The organism is Ralstonia sp. RRA (assembly GCF_037023145.1).
Classification (GTDB): Bacteria; Pseudomonadota; Gammaproteobacteria; order Burkholderiales; family Burkholderiaceae; genus Ralstonia.
This window is the reverse complement of record NZ_CP146091.1, coordinates 3,478,902-3,493,399: the sequence shown is the minus strand read 5'-3', so window position 1 is coordinate 3,493,399 and position 14,498 is coordinate 3,478,902. Positions and strand designations below refer to the sequence as shown.

The following is a 14,498-nucleotide window of genomic DNA, read 5'->3' as shown; positions in this document are numbered from 1 at the left end:
CCAACCAATCTTTCTAATCGCACGGATCACGCGGGCTAATGCCGGGGTGCGCGGCGATGGCGCTGTCACCGGTTTGACGCACACGCGCACTAGGCTGCAAGGTTCCGCCTTCTTTTGCGCCGCAGCGCCATGGCCCTGAGCCTCGACGACATCCAAACGTTATTCGACCGCCACGGCGACATCGCCTACAGCGGCGAGCCCGTCACCCAGCTTGAACACGCGCTGCAGACCGCCGCGCTGGCGGAAGAGGCGGGTGCGTCGGATGCGCTCATCACTGCCGCACTGCTGCATGACCTCGGGCATCTGCTGAACCTGCAGGGTCTGAGTGTGGATACGCCCACCGCCCACGGCATCGACGATCAGCACCAGTACTTTGCGCTGCCGTTCCTGCGCGCGACGTTTCCTGATGCGGTGCTGGAGCCGATCCGCCTGCACGTGGATGCCAAGCGCTGCCTGTGCGCGATGGATGCGCATTACTACGCGCGCCTGTCGGCGGATTCCGTGCGCAGCCTGGCGCTGCAGGGTGGCGTGTTCTCCGCGGAAGAGGCCGAGGCCTTCATGCAGCGTCCTTACGCGGTAGACGCGCTGCAGCTGCGCCGCTGGGACGACCTCGCCAAGGTGGCGGGCCAGTCGACGCCCAATCTCGCGCACTTTCTGGCGACAGCGGCGCGCGTCTCAAACGCAGCGTAGGCTGCGCAGCGTCGTGCCCACGGCCTCATCCCACGGGGTGTGCGGCTCGGCGCCCAGCGCCTGCACGAGCTTGGCGTTGTCCATGCGCACGGGCTGCTGCCACAGATAACGCATCTCGCGCATCTCGCGCATCGTCTCTGAAAATGGCGACAGGATCGGCAGAATCCACCATGGGAAGAGGCGCGTCTTCACCGAGCGGCCAACGCTGTGGCCGATCGAGCGGGGCATCTGCGTGCCGTCGGCGTCCCAGTGACCACGCATGTGATAGACCGCGAAAGCGGGCAGGCGATCGCCTTGCTCGACCAGGCGCAGCATCGTTTCGGCCACATCCGGCAGATACGCCCACTGGTGCCCGACGCCGCGTGCGTTAGGAACGGTGACGGTGCCGACAGCCTTGCCCGGCCGCACCAGCGCGGCGGCAAACCAGTTGTTGCCGGTCTGCGGCCCGAAGAAATCCCCCGCGCGCACGATGAGACTGCGCACGCCATCGGCACTGGCGGCCTGCATGCGGCGCTCCAGTTCCACGCGGATCTTGCCCTTGCGCGTAAGCGGCTGTTGCGCGGTGTTCTCGCGCAGCACGGGAAAGGTGTCGGGCGCAAAGTTGTACACCGTGCCGGGCAGCACAATGCGTGCGCCAGATGCGCGGGCCGCGGCGATGGTGTTGTCGATCATCGGCAGCACCTGGCCAGCCCAGTTCTGGTAGCCCGGCGGGTTGACGGCGTGGACGATCAGCTCGGCGCCCTGTGCCGCACCCACCACGTCCTCGCGCACCATTGCATCACCGCGCACCCATTCGAAGGCGGTGTTGCGATCCGTCAGCGCATCCGGATTGCGCTGCAATGCACGCACGTGCCAGCCGCGTGCCACCAGACGCCGTGCGACTTCGCCGCCGATGCCACCGGTGGCGCCCAGTACCAATGCGATGCGCTTTGCTTGTGTTGCCTGTTCCATGAGCGTGCTCCCGAGTGAGCGTTGCGATGGAGGCATTCTGGTCGCGCTTGTGCTTCAATGGAATTGTTGATGATGAGCGTGCAGCTATACGAATTTGTATGACTGAATCAGGAGCATTCACTGAGCCGGGCTGGGAGCTGTATCGGACCTTCCTCGCCGTCGTGCGGGAGGGCTCGCTATCGGGTGCGGCACGCGCGCTGGGGCTGACGCAGCCCACCGCCGGGCGCCATGTTGATGCGCTGGAACAGGCGCTGGGCCTGTCGCTGTTCATCCGTACCCAGCAGGGGCTGAGCCCGACCGAGGCGGCGTTGTCGCTGCGGCCGTTTGCGGAATCACTGGAGTCGACCAGCGCCGCCTTGCTGCGCGCCGCATCGAGCCAGGGCGAGGGCGTGCGCGGCACCGTGCGCATCACCGCCAGCGAGGTGGTGGCGGTGGAGGTGCTGCCGCCGATCCTCGCGGATCTGCATGCTGCGTATCCGGAACTGACGATCGAGCTGGTGCCGTCCAACCGCCTGGAAGACCTGCTGCGCCGTGAAGCCGACATCGCCGTGCGCATGCAGCCACCGACGCAGGGCGTGCTGGTGGCGCGGCAACTCGGTGGCATTGAACTGGGGGCGTTTGCGCACCGGCGTTATCTGGAGCGGCGCGGTGTGCCCGCCACGCTGGGTGATCTCGCCGGTCACACGTTGATCGGCTACGACAAGGAGAACGCCTTCCTGCGCAGCGTGCGCGCGCAGTTGCCGTGGATTCAACGCCACCGCTTCGCGCTACGCACCGACAGCGATCTCGCAGCGATTGCCGCGTTGCGTGCGGGTTTTGGTATCGGCTTCTGCCAAGTGGGATTGGCGCAGCGCAATCCGGATCTCGTGCGCCTGTTTGTTGACGAGGTTTCGATCACGCTCGACACGTGGCTCGCCATGCATGAGGACCTGCGCGATAGCCCGCGTTGCCGCGCTGTATTTGATGCGTTGGCGGAGGGGCTGCGGCGCTACATCAACGGCAATTGAGCGGCCGTTATCTGCCTTGGCGCAACGGATCGAGCAGGCCTTTCAGGCCGTTGTGATCCAACTCCTGCATCAGTGCCAGCAACCGTCCGATCTGCCCCGGTGGAAAGCCCTCGCGCGCGAACCAGTTCAGGTAATGGCCCGGCAGATCGGCAATCAGCCGGCCCTTGTATTTGCCGAACGGCATTTGCGTGGTGACGAGGCGTTGGAGGTCTTCGGGGTTCATGGCAACGTCAGGGTATCGAGCTGCAGATGAAGGGATTCACCAACGCGAAGTTCACGGCAAGTCAGATCATTGCGCCCGTCGGCGCCTGAACTGCAGAGCGACAGTCGCGTGTGTTGGGGCTGCCAGTGATCCCACATCATGGAGCAGTGCAGCGAGTCCTCCTGCGGCGATGTGTATCCGGTGAAAGCGGTGCCGCCCGGTACGATGAGTGTGAATCCGTATCCGCTGCGCAGTTTCGGACGTGCTTTCAAGGCGGTAACCAGTTCGTCTCGCCGGAGAAGGCATTCTTCGCCGAACGCCGCCTTGTCTATGTTGGGGAACATCTCCTCAAATGTTTTGCCGCGATGGCTGGTTTCCCCTTTTTCCAGCATTGAAACCGTGACGACTTGACCAGGGCAGAGTTGGAGCGACGGAATCCACGTGTGATGAATGCTTTCCTTGTCATCGGGAAAGCGAGAGCCGCTGAAATTCAATATGGCAAATTCGTCGTGGATTCTGGAGCCATTGACGAGGATGTTGAGCATGTCGTAACCGTCGTCTGTGGAGGCGGTTGCAAGCATCTGTCCATCCACTGAGACCGAGATAGCTGGCATAGCGACGAGGCAAGAAGAGTCGAGCCGACAAGCTTAATCGACCCGCCCGCTAGTGAGCTACTTTGCAGAAGTCGTAATCAACACCGCCAACACCACACACAACGGCGAAAACACCCACGTATCCCGCCGCGCAAACACACTGCCGCGCACGCGCTTGAAGAAGCCGACATAGTGGAAGTCCCCCACCGCACGCAGCACAAAGATGGCAGCGAGCACGAAGGCGCCAACGCGCAGCACGCCGTGCGGAATCGGTGCGGCCAGGATGCCAGCCGCAGCAGCCACCCAGGCTGCCATGGCGAGCAAGATCACCGCGATCAATGCTGTGCCAATCGCGCTCGGCTTGAACACCGGTGCGCCACCCACCGACGGCAGTGCCGCTTGCTTGCCAGCGGAGCCTCCTGCTGCCCAGTACAGATGCGTCAAACCGAGGAAGGCGAGCACTGCGCAAGCGATACGACCAGCAACGAGGGCGAGGAACATGATGGTGGCTCAGAGGAGGATGGCCCGAGTGTAGTCAGCCATGTTGCTTGCTGCGACGGCTACGGTGTCGCACCCTGGGCCGGCACACGCGCTGCCACCTGCTCCAGCAGATGCGCCACAAAGCTGGAGAGCTTCGGCAGCGGCCGTCGATCCTGCCGGTACACGATGTGGATGGGCCGAGGCGCCGGCGCATAGGCCTGCAGCACACGCACCAGCCGGCCGTTCGCCAGGTCTTCGGCCACCAGCACTTCCGGTTGCAGCAGTAGGCCGGCACCCGCAATCGCCGCCATGCGCAGGCCGTGGCCGTCGTTGCACGTGAAAGCCGGATCGTCGCGCCAGGGCGTGTCGCCATCCTGCCCGCGCAACTGCCACGCATTCCGGTTGTTCCACACCATGTGCGCGAGGCAGCGATGCTGTGGCAGGTCCGCTGGCGTCTCAGGCTGCCCATGCCGCGCCAGGTAATCCGGCGATGCGCAGATGACCATCCGATACACGCACAGCGGTTTGGCCACCAGATCGGCATCGCCTAGCGCGCCGATACGGATGGCGAGGTCGAACCCTTCGTCGACGAGGTCGACCATGCTGTTGCTCAGGTTCAGTTCCACACGCACCTGCGGATGCGCCTGCTGGAACGTCGCAGCCAACGGAGCGATGACGCATGCGCCGAAGGTGGTCGGTGCGCTCACGCGCAGCGTGCCTGAGGGCGATGCGCGCAGCCGCTCGACGGAGGTCTCCGCCCAGCGCACCTGCTCCAGCACGCGCTTGGCATCTTCATAGAACACGCGGCCGGCATCGGTCAGGCTCTGGCGGCGCGTGCTGCGCTGAAGCAGGCGGGCGCCGAGTCGCGTCTCCAGCTCCTGCACGTACTTGCCGACCATCACCGCCGACATCTCCAACCGCGCCGCCGCCTCGGTGAAGTTGCCGCCTTCCACCACGGCGACGAAGGTTTCCATGCTGCGCAGCTTGTCCATATTCCGAACTGGTGATTAGGAATGGCCGAAGTTACCACGGCTTTATCACGTGCGGGGTTCGGCCAAGAATAGGCGTCATTCCAACCGAATCAGCAAAGGAGCACAGCATGAAGATCATCGTCATTGGCGCCAGCGGTACCTTGGGCCGCGCGGTAGTGGCCGAACTAGAGCAGGGTGGGTCGCACGAAATCATCCGCGTGGGCCGTACGCAGGGCGACCACCAGGTCGACATCACCAACGCCGACAGCGTGGCCGCGCTGTTCGACAAAGTCGGCCGTGTGGATGCCATCGTCTCCACCGCCGGCAATCTGTTCTTCGGGCCGCTGACTGAGATGTCGGCGGCGGATTTCAACATCGGCCTGCAGGACAAGCTGCTCGGCCAGGTGCGCCTGGCGCTGGTCGGTCAGCACTATCTGAACGATGGCGGTTCGATCACGCTCACCACCGGCATCGTCGGCCAGGAGCCGATTGCGCAGGGTGCCAATGCGACGGCGGTGAACTCGGCAGTGGAGGGTTTCGTGCGCGCTGCCGCCTGCGAGCTGCCGCGCGGCATCCGCATCAACGCAGTGAGCCCGACGGTGCTGACCGAATCGATGGGCGCCTACGGGCCGTTCTTCCCCGGTTTCGAACCGGTGCCGGCTGCGCGTGCAGCACTGGCATATCGGCGCAGCATTGAGGGCGTACAGAGCGGGCGGGTGTATCGGGTCGGCTGAGCCGGCGCAGGTCGTGAACACGTTAAGGACAAGGGAATCTCCCCCTTGCCCGCGCGGCGTGACTCCTTCTAGACTCCTTCATCCCCGACCCATCGGTCGGTGAATTCCCAGATTTCCAGATCAAGGGCGGGCACAGAACCCGCCCGCACACTTCAGGAGACGGCATGAAGGTTTCGCGCGCCACCCGCATTGCACTCGCTGCCACGGCACTGTTGGCGGGTACAGCATTCGCCCAGGTCAAGATCGGCATCACGGTGTCGGCCACGGGGCCGGCGGCTTCGCTGGGGATTCCCGAAAAGAACACCGTAGCGCTGCTGCCCAAGGAAATCGCGGGCAAGAAGATCGAGTACATCGTGCTCGACGATGCGTCCGACACGACCACCGCCGTCAAGAACACGCGCAAGCTCATCACCGAAGACAAGGTTGACTTGGTGATCGGCTCGACCGTCACGCCCAACTCGCTGGCGATGGTGGACGTGGTGGGCGAGAGCGAAACGCCGATGATCACGCTGGCCGCCTCCGCACGCATCATCGAGCCGATGGACGCCAAGCGCGCGTGGGTCTTCAAGACGCCGCAGAACGACTCGCACATGGCCACCGCCATTGCCGAGCACATGGCCAACCACGGCGTGAAGACGGTTGCGCTGATCGGCTTTGCCGATGCTTATGGCGATTCGTGGGCGCAGGAGTTCGACAAGGTGGCGGGGCTGCGCAAGCTGAAGGTCGTAGCCAATGAGCGGTTTGCACGTACCGATACGTCGGTGACGGGGCAGGTGCTGAAGATCATGGCGGCCAATCCGGATGCGGTGCTGATCGCAGGCTCGGGTACGCCGGCCGCGCTGCCGGAGCGCGCACTGAAGGAGCGCGGCTACAAGGGCAAGCTGTATCAGACGCACGGGGTGGCGAATGCTGACTTCTTGCGCGTCTGCGGCAAGGATTGCGAAGGGACGTTCCTGCCGGCGGGCCCGATCCTCGTGGCCGAGCAACTGCCGGATAGCAACCCGGTGAAGAAGCCGGCGCTGGCGTACAAGACGGCGTACGAGAAAGCGTACGGTGGCCAGGTCTCGACCTTCGGCGGCCATATGTGGGATGCGGGGCTGCTGCTGGCGAACGCGATGCCCGAGGCGCTGAAGAAGGGGCAGCCGGGTACGCCGGCGTTCCGCAAAGGGCTGCGCGATGCGATGGAAGCGACGACCAATCTGGCGATCTCACACGGCGTGATGAACATGAACGCCAAGGATCACCTGGGCCTGGACCAGCGCTCGCGGGTGATGGTCGAGATCAAGGACGGCAAGTGGAAGCTGCAGAACTGACGGCGTAGCCGCCTCATCGTCCCACGCAAAACGCACGGTTCGCGCCGTGCGTTTTGCTTTTTGGGCTCAGGCGTTGAGCAGGCTCTGCGGCACCGGTGATGCCGTGGTCTCCGGCAGCGCGGCCTGGATTTCGGCGAGATCCGCGTCAGTCAGCTTCAGGTCCGCCGCGCCGAGCAGGCCATCGAGCTGATCTGGCCGCCGCACGCCGACGATAGCGCCCGTCACCACCGGATTGCGCAGCGTCCACGCGATGGCGACTTCGGCAGGCGTTCTCCCATGCCGTGCGCCCACACCACGCAGCACCTCCACCAGCGCCAGGTTGTGCGTCAAGTTCGGCTCCTGAAACTCCGGGCTGCGCTGCGCACGCCAGTCGTTGGCCGGCAGGCTGGCAATACGCTCGCGCGTCATGCGCCCTGACAGCAGCCCCGATTGCAGCGGCGAATAGACGATGTTGCCGATGCCGTGCGCCGCTGTGTAGGGCAGGATGGATGCCTCGATGCCGCGCATCAGCAGCGAGTAGGGCGGCTGCAGCGCGGCAATCGGCGCGACAGACTGCGCACGCGCCATCTGCGCCGCATCGAAGTTCGACACCCCGATCTGGCGGATCTTGCCCGCGCGGCGCGCCTGTTCCAAGGCGGCGATGGCCGCTTCGATCGATTGCTCCGGCGCACCCGGCGGAAAGGCCGGCCAGTGGATCTGGTACAGGTCGATCGTTTCCACGTTCAACCGACGCAGGCTGTCATCGATCTCGCGCGCGAGCGACGCCGGATCAAGCGAATGCGAAATCCGCCCTTGCGCGTCCCAGAGCAGCGAACCCTTGGTGAACACATACGGCCGCTGGCTGGCCGGCAGTTCGCTGAGCGCTTGGCCGACCACGGTTTCGGCGTGACCGAGTCCGTAGGCGGCGGCCGTGTCGATCCAGTTGATGCCGGCGTCCACCGCAGCGGCGATGGCAGTGATGGAGTCGCGGTCGTCTTGCGTGCCCCAGCCGTATTCCCAATTGCTGCCGCCCGAGGCCCAAGTGCCGAAGCCGAGTGGGGAGATGTGCAGGTCGGATTGACCGAGTTGTCGTGTCTGCATGGCGATGTCCTTGTCAGGTCAGGGAGAGGAGTCGCCAGTCTAGGCAGCGTGATCGCGCCGATTAAGTGGATAGAATCGGATGCACTATGAAGACAGAATTCACAATCGATCCGGACCTGCTGCCTGCACTCGATGCATTGCGGCGTGTGGCCGAGGCAGGGAGTTTCACGCACGCAGCGGCGGCGTTGGAGGTCTCGACCTCTGCGCTGTCGCAGACGATCCGGCGGCTGGAGTCTGCACTTGGCGCGCAACTGCTGGCGCGTACGACGCGGCAGGTGAGCGCGACCGAAGCAGGGGAGGCCTTGCTCGCCGTCGCGCGGCCGAGTCTCGACGCACTGTACGGCGCGATGGCGGAAGCGGGCGAGCGGGCGACGGAGCCGCGCGGCACGTTGCGCGTGACGGCTTCGCGCGTGGCGTATCAGGCGGTGCTACAGCCGGTACTCAGCGATTTCCTCTCGCGTTATCCGCGCATTGAGCTGGAGGTGTCGGTGGACGATGGCCTATCCGCCATCGTCGCGGACCGCTTCGACGTCGGCATCCGCTTTGGTGAGCGGGTCGAGCGCGACATGGTGGGCGTGCCGATTGGGCCGGCGCGGCGCATCGCGGTGGTGGGCAGCCCGGCGTATCTGCAAGCGTATGGCACACCCGAAACACCGGACGCGCTGCGCGGGCATCGCTGCATCCGCTACCGTTTCCCAAGCAGCGGTGCTTTGTATGACTGGGAGTTTGTCGAGCCCGAGCAGGGTGGCGCCATTCAGTCGGTCGATGTGACGGGTGGCTTCATCGCGAACGATGTGTTGGCGATGGTCGAGGCAGCGAAGCAGGGCGTTGGACTGGCGCACGTGCTGGAAGATCTCGTCGCCGAGGATGTGGCGGCCGGGCGCTTGGTCCGGGTGCTTGAGGCGTGGTGCCCACCCATGTATCGCTTTCATCTCTACTTTCCGCGCACGCCACAGATGCCGGGCAAGCTGCGGGTCTTCATCGATTTCCTGCGCGCTCGGTCGGGCAGCGAGGGCGGTGAGTGAACCGAGTGATGTGTTTCACGTGAAACACAAACGGTGCGGAACAAGCGCCGCATGTTTCACGTGAAACACGAAACGCGAGTGAATTTCGCCCCGATTGCCGCATCGTCGAACTGCGGGGTAGCTGCGCGACTTATAATTCCGCTTCTCCAAATTTCCGATGCCTCCATGCGAGGAGGAAGCCATGCTGTATCCAATTGAATTCGATGTGATCGTGGTGGGCGGCGGACACGCCGGCACCGAGGCCGCTCTGGCGGCGGCGCGCATGGGTTGTCAGACCCTGCTGCTGACGCACAACATCGAGACGCTGGGGCAGATGAGCTGCAACCCGTCCATCGGGGGCATTGGCAAGGGCCATCTGGTCAAGGAAGTGGATGCGCTGGGCGGGGTCATGGCCATTGCCACGGACGAGGGCGGGATCCAGTTCCGCATCCTCAACTCCAGCAAGGGGCCGGCCGTCCGCGCCACCCGTGCCCAAGCGGACCGCGTGCTGTACAAGGCGGCGATCCGCCATCGCCTGGAAAACCAGCCGAACCTGATGCTGTTCCAGCAGGCCGTCGAAGACCTGTTGGTGGAGGGCGACCGCGTGGTCGGCGCGGTGACGCAGGTGGGCGTGCAGTTTCGCGCACGTGCAGTCGTGCTGACGGCGGGGACGTTCCTCGACGGCAAGATCCACGTGGGCCTGAACAACTACACCGGTGGCCGCGCGGGTGACCCGGCGGCGGTGTCGCTGTCGGCGCGCCTGAAGGAATTGAAGCTGCCACAAGGGCGCTTGAAGACCGGTACGCCGCCCCGGATTGATGGCCGATCGATCAATTTTTCGGTGCTGGAAGAGCAACCGGGCGACCTGGATCCGGTGCCGGTGTTCTCGTTCATGGGCCGTGCGGACATGCACCCGCGCCAGGTGCCGTGCTGGGTCACGCACACCAACGAGCGCACGCACGACATCATCCGCGCCGGGCTGGACCGATCGCCGATGTACACCGGCGTGATCGAAGGGGTAGGGCCGCGCTACTGCCCGAGCATCGAAGACAAGATCCACCGCTTTGCCAGCAAGGATAGCCACCAGATTTTCCTGGAGCCGGAAGGCTTGGCAACCAACGAGTTCTACCCGAATGGCGTGTCGACCAGCCTGCCGTTTGACGTGCAGTTGGACCTGATCCACTCGATGCGCGGCCTGGAAAACGCCCACATCCTGCGCCCCGGTTACGCCATCGAATATGACTACTTCGACCCGCGCGGGCTGAAGGCTTCGCTGGAATCGAAGGCGATTTCCGGGCTGTTCTTCGCTGGCCAGATCAACGGGACGACCGGCTACGAAGAAGCTGCCGCCCAAGGTCTGCTCGCCGGTATCAACGCCGGTCTGCAAGTGCAGGGCAAGGATGCCTGGACGCCGCGCCGCGACCAGGCTTACCTGGGCGTGCTCGTCGACGACCTCATCACCCGAGGCGTGACCGAGCCATACCGCATGTTCACCAGCCGCGCCGAATTCCGCCTGAGCCTGCGCGAAGACAACGCCGACATGCGCCTGACCGAAGTCGGCCGTACGCTGGGCGTGGTTGACGACGCGCGCTGGGATGCGTTCAACCGCAAGCGCGACGCTGTTTCACGTGAAACAGAGCGCCTGAAATCGACGTGGGTGAACCCGGCCACGCTTCCGTTGGAAGACGCCGAGCCGGTGCTGGGGAAGGGTATCGAGCGCGAGTATTCGCTGTCCGACCTGCTGCGTCGCCCGAACGTGACGTATGAATCGCTGATGGGCATGCAGGGCGGCAAGTACGCGCCAGAAGGCCCGTTTGCGGAGGACCCGCTGCTGGCCGAGCAAATCCGCGAGCAAGTTGAGATTGGCATCAAATACCACGGCTACATCGCCCGCCAGGCCGATGAAGTGGAGCGCCTGGGCGCCAACGAGAACACCCGCTTGCCCGCCGATTTCGACTACTCGCAGGTGCGCGGCTTGTCGATCGAAGTGCAGCAGAAGCTGGCCAAGCACAAGCCCGAGACCATCGGGCAGGCGTCGCGTATCTCCGGCATCACGCCGGCAGCGGTGTCGCTGCTGCTGGTGCATCTGAAGAAGGGCGTGCTGCGCGGCCAAGTTGGCCCCCGCGCCGGCGCAGAAGGCGAGGCCGCTTGATGGCAAATGCATTGACCGACGCTCGATCGGAATTGGAGGCGGGTGCCCGTGCGCTCGGCCTGTCGCTGGACGAAGCCCAAGTGGATCGCCTGCTGGCGTACCAGGGGCTGCTTGCCAAATGGAACCGCGTCTATAACCTGACCGCCATCCGCGATGCGGGCGACATGCTCACGCATCACCTGCTGGATTCGCTGTCGGCCGTGTCGCGCATTGCCGAGTTGGCGCGCCGCGCGCAGCCTGATGCGCCGCGCGTACTGGATGTCGGCTCAGGCGGCGGCTTGCCGGGTATCCCGCTCGCCATCGCTTTCCCAGATGTGAGCGTCACGATGGTCGACATCGTGCAGAAGAAGACCGCCTTCCTGACGCAGTGCCGTGCCGAGCTTGGCCTGACCAACGCCCAGTCGCACTGGGGCCACGTGGAAAAACTGGCCGATACCACCGGCTACGGCGTCATCACTTCGCGCGCGTTTGCTGAACTGGTCGATTTCGTGAATCTCGCCGGTCACTTGCTGGCCCCGGGTGGCCGCATGGTTGCCATGAAAGGCGTGCGCCCGGACACCGAAATCGAGCGTCTGCCCGCCGGCTGGACTGTCGAAGCCATCGAACGCCTGACCGTGCCGGGGCTGCCGGCCGAGCGTCACTTGGTCATCCTTGCGCCGTCGGCGTGAGTCATTCACCGCAGAGGAGTCATGTCGAATATTTTCGTGATCGCCAACCAGAAGGGTGGGGTCGGCAAGACCACCACCACGGTGAATCTCGCGGCGGGGCTGGCCGCGCAGGGGCAGCGCGTGCTGCTGGTCGATTTGGACCCGCAGGGCAACGCCTCGATGGGCTCGGGTATCGACAAGCACACGCTCGAATTCAGCGTGTACCAGGTGCTCGTGGGTCTGGCGACGATTCCGCAGGCGCGTCAGCGCTCGGAAGCCGGCCGCTATGACGTGCTGCCCGCCAACCGCGACCTGGCCGGCGCCGAAGTCGAACTGGTCGACCTGGAGCATCGCGAAAATCGCCTCAAGCTCGCATTGGCTGAGGTCGATGCCGACTACGACTTCGTCCTGATCGATTGCCCGCCGTCGCTGTCGCTGCTCACGCTCAACGGCCTGTGCGCAGCGCACGGCGTGGTCGTGCCGATGCAGTGCGAGTACTTCGCACTCGAAGGGTTGTCGGATCTGGTTAACACCATCAAGCAGGTGCACGCCAACCTGAACCGCGACCTTAAGGTGATCGGTCTGCTGCGCGTGATGTTCGACCCGCGTGTGACGCTGCAGCAGCAGGTATCGGCGCAACTCGAGTCGCACTTTGGCGACAAGGTCTTCAAGACGCTGATCCCGCGCAACGTGCGCCTGGCCGAGGCGCCGTCGTATGGCATGCCGGGCGTGGCGTTCGACCCTGCGTCGAAGGGCGCCAAGGCCTACCTGGATTTCGGCGCCGAGATGATCGCGCGCGTGCGGCAGATGGCCGACATGCCGGCCTGAGCGCAACGAGGAACACCATGAGCACGATGAAGAAAAAGGGACTGGGCCGCGGCCTCGAAGCGCTGCTGGGCAGTCCCGCCGAGATTGTCGAGACCGCCAAGCAGGAGGGCGCGCCGACAGTGCTGAAGCTCGAGCAGATGCAGCCCGGCAAGTACCAGCCACGCACGCGCATGGACGAAGGTGCGCTGCAGGAGCTGGCCGCGAGCATTCGCGCGCAAGGCCTGATGCAGCCGATCCTGGTGCGCAAGATCGCGTCCGACGGCCCGCAGCCCAAGTACGAAATCATCGCGGGTGAGCGCCGCTTCCGCGCTTCGCGCTTGGCCGGTCTGACCGAAGTGCCGGTGCTCGTGAAGGACGTGCCGGACGAATCGGCCGCCGCCATGGCGCTCATCGAGAACATCCAGCGTGAAGACCTCAACCCGCTGGAAGAAGCGCAGGGCATCGCGCGTCTGGTGCGTGAATTCCAGTTCACGCACGAGCAGGCGGCAGAATCGGTGGGCCGCTCGCGCAGCGCGGTGTCGAACCTATTGCGCCTGTTGAATCTCGCCCAGCCTGTGCAGACGATGTTGATGGCCGGCGACATCGACATGGGCCACGCCCGTGCGCTGCTGGCAGTCGACAGTGCGACACAAATCCTGTTGGCCAACCAGATCGTCAACAAGCGCCTGTCAGTGCGCGAGACGGAAAAGCTGGTGGCCTTGACGCTCAAGCCGTTCGAGTTGAAGTCGCTCAAGCAGAAGGGCGCACATCAAGGGGGGCGCGACGTCGCTCGCCTGGAAGAAGAACTGGCGGACCAGCTGGGCCTGGGTGTGCAGATCAAGCTGGCGGCCAAGGGCCGTGGCCAATTGACCGTCCAGTTCAGCAGCCTCGATGAGTTTGACGGTTTGCTGGCGCGCCTGCGTCCAGACGGTGACGAAGAGGCTGCCTGAGTTGTATGGCTGCGACAGTTTGACGCAGTTGGCGTAACCCACGCCGCTGCGTCATTTGCGGGCATTCGCCGGCACCGAATCAGTGCGATTACCTCGCACGTCATCGACGCTGTGCGCGGGCAATACCATCATGGAATCACCCAGGCACCGCTTCATTAGGCGGATTCGGTGCCCTGGCAGCAGCACTTCATTGCGTATGGAGCGTGGAACGCAGCCGCTCCGAGTGCTGTCGAAGGCGCCCGCACGACCGTTCGCTTGCGCGTTGACTGGTGAACGCCATGTCCCGTAGAATCGTGCGGTTTTAAATCCGCCTGACCCAAAGCGGTGCGGCATGATGAAAGACCATTCTTCCATGCAGCCAGCCACGCGGCAACGGCCCGATTCTTACGCTTCGTTCGAAGCCGCCCGACCCACGTCGGCGCAGGCTCCGGAGCACGACGATTGGGATGATGACGCAGGGAAGGCGGAACCGCCGGTGCATGTGCTCTCACATGACGAAGCGGTTGCCATGTTCGGCGAGCAGGCCCTGCGGGCTTCGCGTATCACGCCTTTCTCCATCGTGCTCGGCCAGGTGGCCATCACACTGTTGTGTGCGCTCGGATGGTATGTCGGCAGCTGGTTCGCGGGCACAGGCGCTGCGTCGGCAGGCCAAGCTGCGTTGTCGGCCCTCTTGGGGGGCGGTGTGTGCGTGGTGCCTTCGGCATGGTTCGCGATGCGACTGTCGACGGCCATGGGGTTCGAGTCCATCGCCCGTCTGGTGGTGGGCGAAGCGATCAAGGTGCTCGGCACGGTCGCACTGCTGGTGATTGTGGTGGTGATGTTCAAGGGGCTGCACTGGCCGCCTTTGCTGATCACCTTGATCCTGGCGCTCAAGATGTACTGGGTTGGTCTCGCGCTGCGTTGATGCGGTGATGGAC

The 14,498-nt window shown here is 64.5% G+C and carries 16 protein-coding genes; 10 read left to right on the top strand and 6 right to left on the bottom strand.

All coding sequences use genetic code 11. The features are described from left to right. The first annotated feature begins 129 nt into the window (after positions 1-129). Entirely contained in the window at positions 130-690 is a 561-nt protein-coding gene (locus V6657_RS16765; RefSeq protein WP_048935681.1) for a phosphonate degradation HD-domain oxygenase, read from the top strand. Here V6657_RS16765 and V6657_RS16760 read toward each other — a convergent pair. Continuing rightward, positions 676-1,641, bottom strand: a complete 966-nt coding sequence (locus tag V6657_RS16760; RefSeq protein ID WP_048935680.1) for an SDR family oxidoreductase — start codon at positions 1,639-1,641, stop codon at positions 676-678. The genes V6657_RS16765 and V6657_RS16760 overlap by 15 nt on opposite strands. A 98-nt stretch (positions 1,642-1,739) precedes the next feature. Here V6657_RS16760 and V6657_RS16755 point away from each other — a divergent pair, with 98 nt between their 5' ends. Continuing rightward, the gene (locus V6657_RS16755; protein WP_048935679.1) at positions 1,740-2,648 is read left to right on the top strand and encodes a LysR family transcriptional regulator; all 909 of its coding nucleotides are present in this window, start codon (positions 1,740-1,742) and stop codon (positions 2,646-2,648) included. Between the two features lie 7 nt (positions 2,649-2,655). Here the strand turns inward: V6657_RS16755 and V6657_RS16750 are convergent, their stop codons facing one another. From V6657_RS16750 to crgA, 4 genes are all read right to left on the bottom strand, one after another. Then, positions 2,656-2,871: a DUF3820 family protein gene (locus V6657_RS16750; RefSeq protein WP_027678837.1), complete on the bottom strand. Its 216-nt coding sequence runs from the start codon at positions 2,869-2,871 to the stop codon at positions 2,656-2,658. Continuing rightward, positions 2,868-3,431, bottom strand: coding sequence for a hypothetical protein (locus V6657_RS16745; protein WP_048935678.1), 564 nt, complete (start codon positions 3,429-3,431; stop codon positions 2,868-2,870). The genes V6657_RS16750 and V6657_RS16745 overlap by 4 nt, the downstream gene beginning before the upstream one ends. Positions 3,432-3,521: 90 nt before the next feature. Further along, positions 3,522-3,944: a DUF3995 domain-containing protein gene (locus tag V6657_RS16740; RefSeq protein WP_048935677.1), complete on the bottom strand. Its 423-nt coding sequence runs from the start codon at positions 3,942-3,944 to the stop codon at positions 3,522-3,524. 59 nt (positions 3,945-4,003) lie between these two features. After that, on the bottom strand, positions 4,004-4,915 hold the full coding sequence (crgA, locus tag V6657_RS16735; protein WP_048935676.1) for a LysR family transcriptional regulator CrgA: 912 nt from the start codon (positions 4,913-4,915) through the stop codon (positions 4,004-4,006). A gap of 107 nt (positions 4,916-5,022) precedes the next feature. Between crgA and V6657_RS16730 the strand changes: the two genes are divergently transcribed. Both V6657_RS16730 and V6657_RS16725 read left to right on the top strand, forming a co-directional pair. Continuing rightward, a complete protein-coding gene (locus V6657_RS16730) occupies positions 5,023-5,628 on the top strand; it encodes a short chain dehydrogenase (RefSeq protein ID WP_048935675.1) in 606 nt (201 codons plus the stop codon). A 164-nt stretch (positions 5,629-5,792) separates the two neighbouring features. Beyond that, on the top strand, positions 5,793-6,941 hold the full coding sequence (locus V6657_RS16725) for an ABC transporter substrate-binding protein (protein WP_048935674.1): 1,149 nt from the start codon (positions 5,793-5,795) through the stop codon (positions 6,939-6,941). A gap of 66 nt (positions 6,942-7,007) precedes the next feature. Here V6657_RS16725 and V6657_RS16720 read toward each other — a convergent pair whose 3' ends face one another. Further along, on the bottom strand, positions 7,008-8,021 hold the full coding sequence (locus tag V6657_RS16720; RefSeq protein WP_048935673.1) for an aldo/keto reductase: 1,014 nt from the start codon (positions 8,019-8,021) through the stop codon (positions 7,008-7,010). 86 nt (positions 8,022-8,107) lie between these two features. Here V6657_RS16720 and V6657_RS16715 point away from each other — a divergent pair, with 86 nt between their 5' ends. The 6 genes from V6657_RS16715 (at position 8,108) to V6657_RS16690 (ending at position 14,485) form a co-directional block, all read left to right on the top strand. Then, a complete protein-coding gene (locus tag V6657_RS16715) occupies positions 8,108-9,046 on the top strand; it encodes a LysR family transcriptional regulator (RefSeq protein WP_048935672.1) in 939 nt (312 codons plus the stop codon). Positions 9,047-9,227: 181 nt separating this feature from the next. Then, positions 9,228-11,177, top strand: coding sequence for a tRNA uridine-5-carboxymethylaminomethyl(34) synthesis enzyme MnmG (gene mnmG, locus V6657_RS16710; RefSeq protein WP_048935671.1), 1,950 nt, complete (start codon positions 9,228-9,230; stop codon positions 11,175-11,177). After that, the gene (gene rsmG / locus V6657_RS16705; protein WP_048935670.1) at positions 11,177-11,845 is read left to right on the top strand and encodes a 16S rRNA (guanine(527)-N(7))-methyltransferase RsmG; all 669 of its coding nucleotides are present in this window, start codon (positions 11,177-11,179) and stop codon (positions 11,843-11,845) included. The genes mnmG and rsmG overlap by 1 nt, the downstream gene beginning before the upstream one ends. 21 nt (positions 11,846-11,866) lie before the next feature. Continuing rightward, positions 11,867-12,652, top strand: coding sequence for a ParA family protein (locus V6657_RS16700; RefSeq protein ID WP_048935669.1), 786 nt, complete (start codon positions 11,867-11,869; stop codon positions 12,650-12,652). Positions 12,653-12,669: 17 nt separating this feature from the next. Then, positions 12,670-13,581, top strand: a complete 912-nt coding sequence (locus V6657_RS16695; RefSeq protein WP_048935668.1) for a ParB/RepB/Spo0J family partition protein — start codon at positions 12,670-12,672, stop codon at positions 13,579-13,581. Positions 13,582-13,933: 352 nt separating this feature from the next. After that, positions 13,934-14,485 carry an ATP synthase subunit I gene (locus V6657_RS16690; RefSeq protein WP_082170302.1) on the top strand — a complete coding sequence of 184 codons (552 nt, stop codon included), beginning with the start codon at positions 13,934-13,936 and terminating at the stop codon, positions 14,483-14,485. Positions 14,486-14,498 lie beyond the last annotated feature (13 nt).

What these genes read in the sequence shown, in the direction of transcription:
- V6657_RS16695 (WP_048935668.1), top strand. Translation starts at nt 12,670, where the DNA reads ATGAGCACGATGAAGAAAAAGGGACTGGGCCGCGGCCTCGAAGCGCTG.
- crgA (WP_048935676.1), bottom strand. Translation starts at nt 4,915, where the DNA reads ATGGACAAGCTGCGCAGCATGGAAACCTTCGTCGCCGTGGTGGAAGGC.
- V6657_RS16700 (WP_048935669.1), top strand. Translation starts at nt 11,867, where the DNA reads ATGTCGAATATTTTCGTGATCGCCAACCAGAAGGGTGGGGTCGGCAAG.
- mnmG (WP_048935671.1), top strand. Translation starts at nt 9,228, where the DNA reads ATGCTGTATCCAATTGAATTCGATGTGATCGTGGTGGGCGGCGGACAC.
- V6657_RS16720 (WP_048935673.1), bottom strand. Translation starts at nt 8,021, where the DNA reads ATGCAGACACGACAACTCGGTCAATCCGACCTGCACATCTCCCCACTC.
- V6657_RS16765 (WP_048935681.1), top strand. Translation starts at nt 130, where the DNA reads ATGGCCCTGAGCCTCGACGACATCCAAACGTTATTCGACCGCCACGGC.
- V6657_RS16740 (WP_048935677.1), bottom strand. Translation starts at nt 3,944, where the DNA reads ATGTTCCTCGCCCTCGTTGCTGGTCGTATCGCTTGCGCAGTGCTCGCC.
- V6657_RS16715 (WP_048935672.1), top strand. Translation starts at nt 8,108, where the DNA reads ATGAAGACAGAATTCACAATCGATCCGGACCTGCTGCCTGCACTCGAT.
- V6657_RS16760 (WP_048935680.1), bottom strand. Translation starts at nt 1,641, where the DNA reads ATGGAACAGGCAACACAAGCAAAGCGCATCGCATTGGTACTGGGCGCC.
- V6657_RS16725 (WP_048935674.1), top strand. Translation starts at nt 5,793, where the DNA reads ATGAAGGTTTCGCGCGCCACCCGCATTGCACTCGCTGCCACGGCACTG.
- V6657_RS16745 (WP_048935678.1), bottom strand. Translation starts at nt 3,431, where the DNA reads ATGCTTGCAACCGCCTCCACAGACGACGGTTACGACATGCTCAACATC.
- V6657_RS16690 (WP_082170302.1), top strand. Translation starts at nt 13,934, where the DNA reads ATGCAGCCAGCCACGCGGCAACGGCCCGATTCTTACGCTTCGTTCGAA.
- rsmG (WP_048935670.1), top strand. Translation starts at nt 11,177, where the DNA reads ATGGCAAATGCATTGACCGACGCTCGATCGGAATTGGAGGCGGGTGCC.
- V6657_RS16750 (WP_027678837.1), bottom strand. Translation starts at nt 2,871, where the DNA reads ATGAACCCCGAAGACCTCCAACGCCTCGTCACCACGCAAATGCCGTTC.
- V6657_RS16730 (WP_048935675.1), top strand. Translation starts at nt 5,023, where the DNA reads ATGAAGATCATCGTCATTGGCGCCAGCGGTACCTTGGGCCGCGCGGTA.
- V6657_RS16755 (WP_048935679.1), top strand. Translation starts at nt 1,740, where the DNA reads ATGACTGAATCAGGAGCATTCACTGAGCCGGGCTGGGAGCTGTATCGG.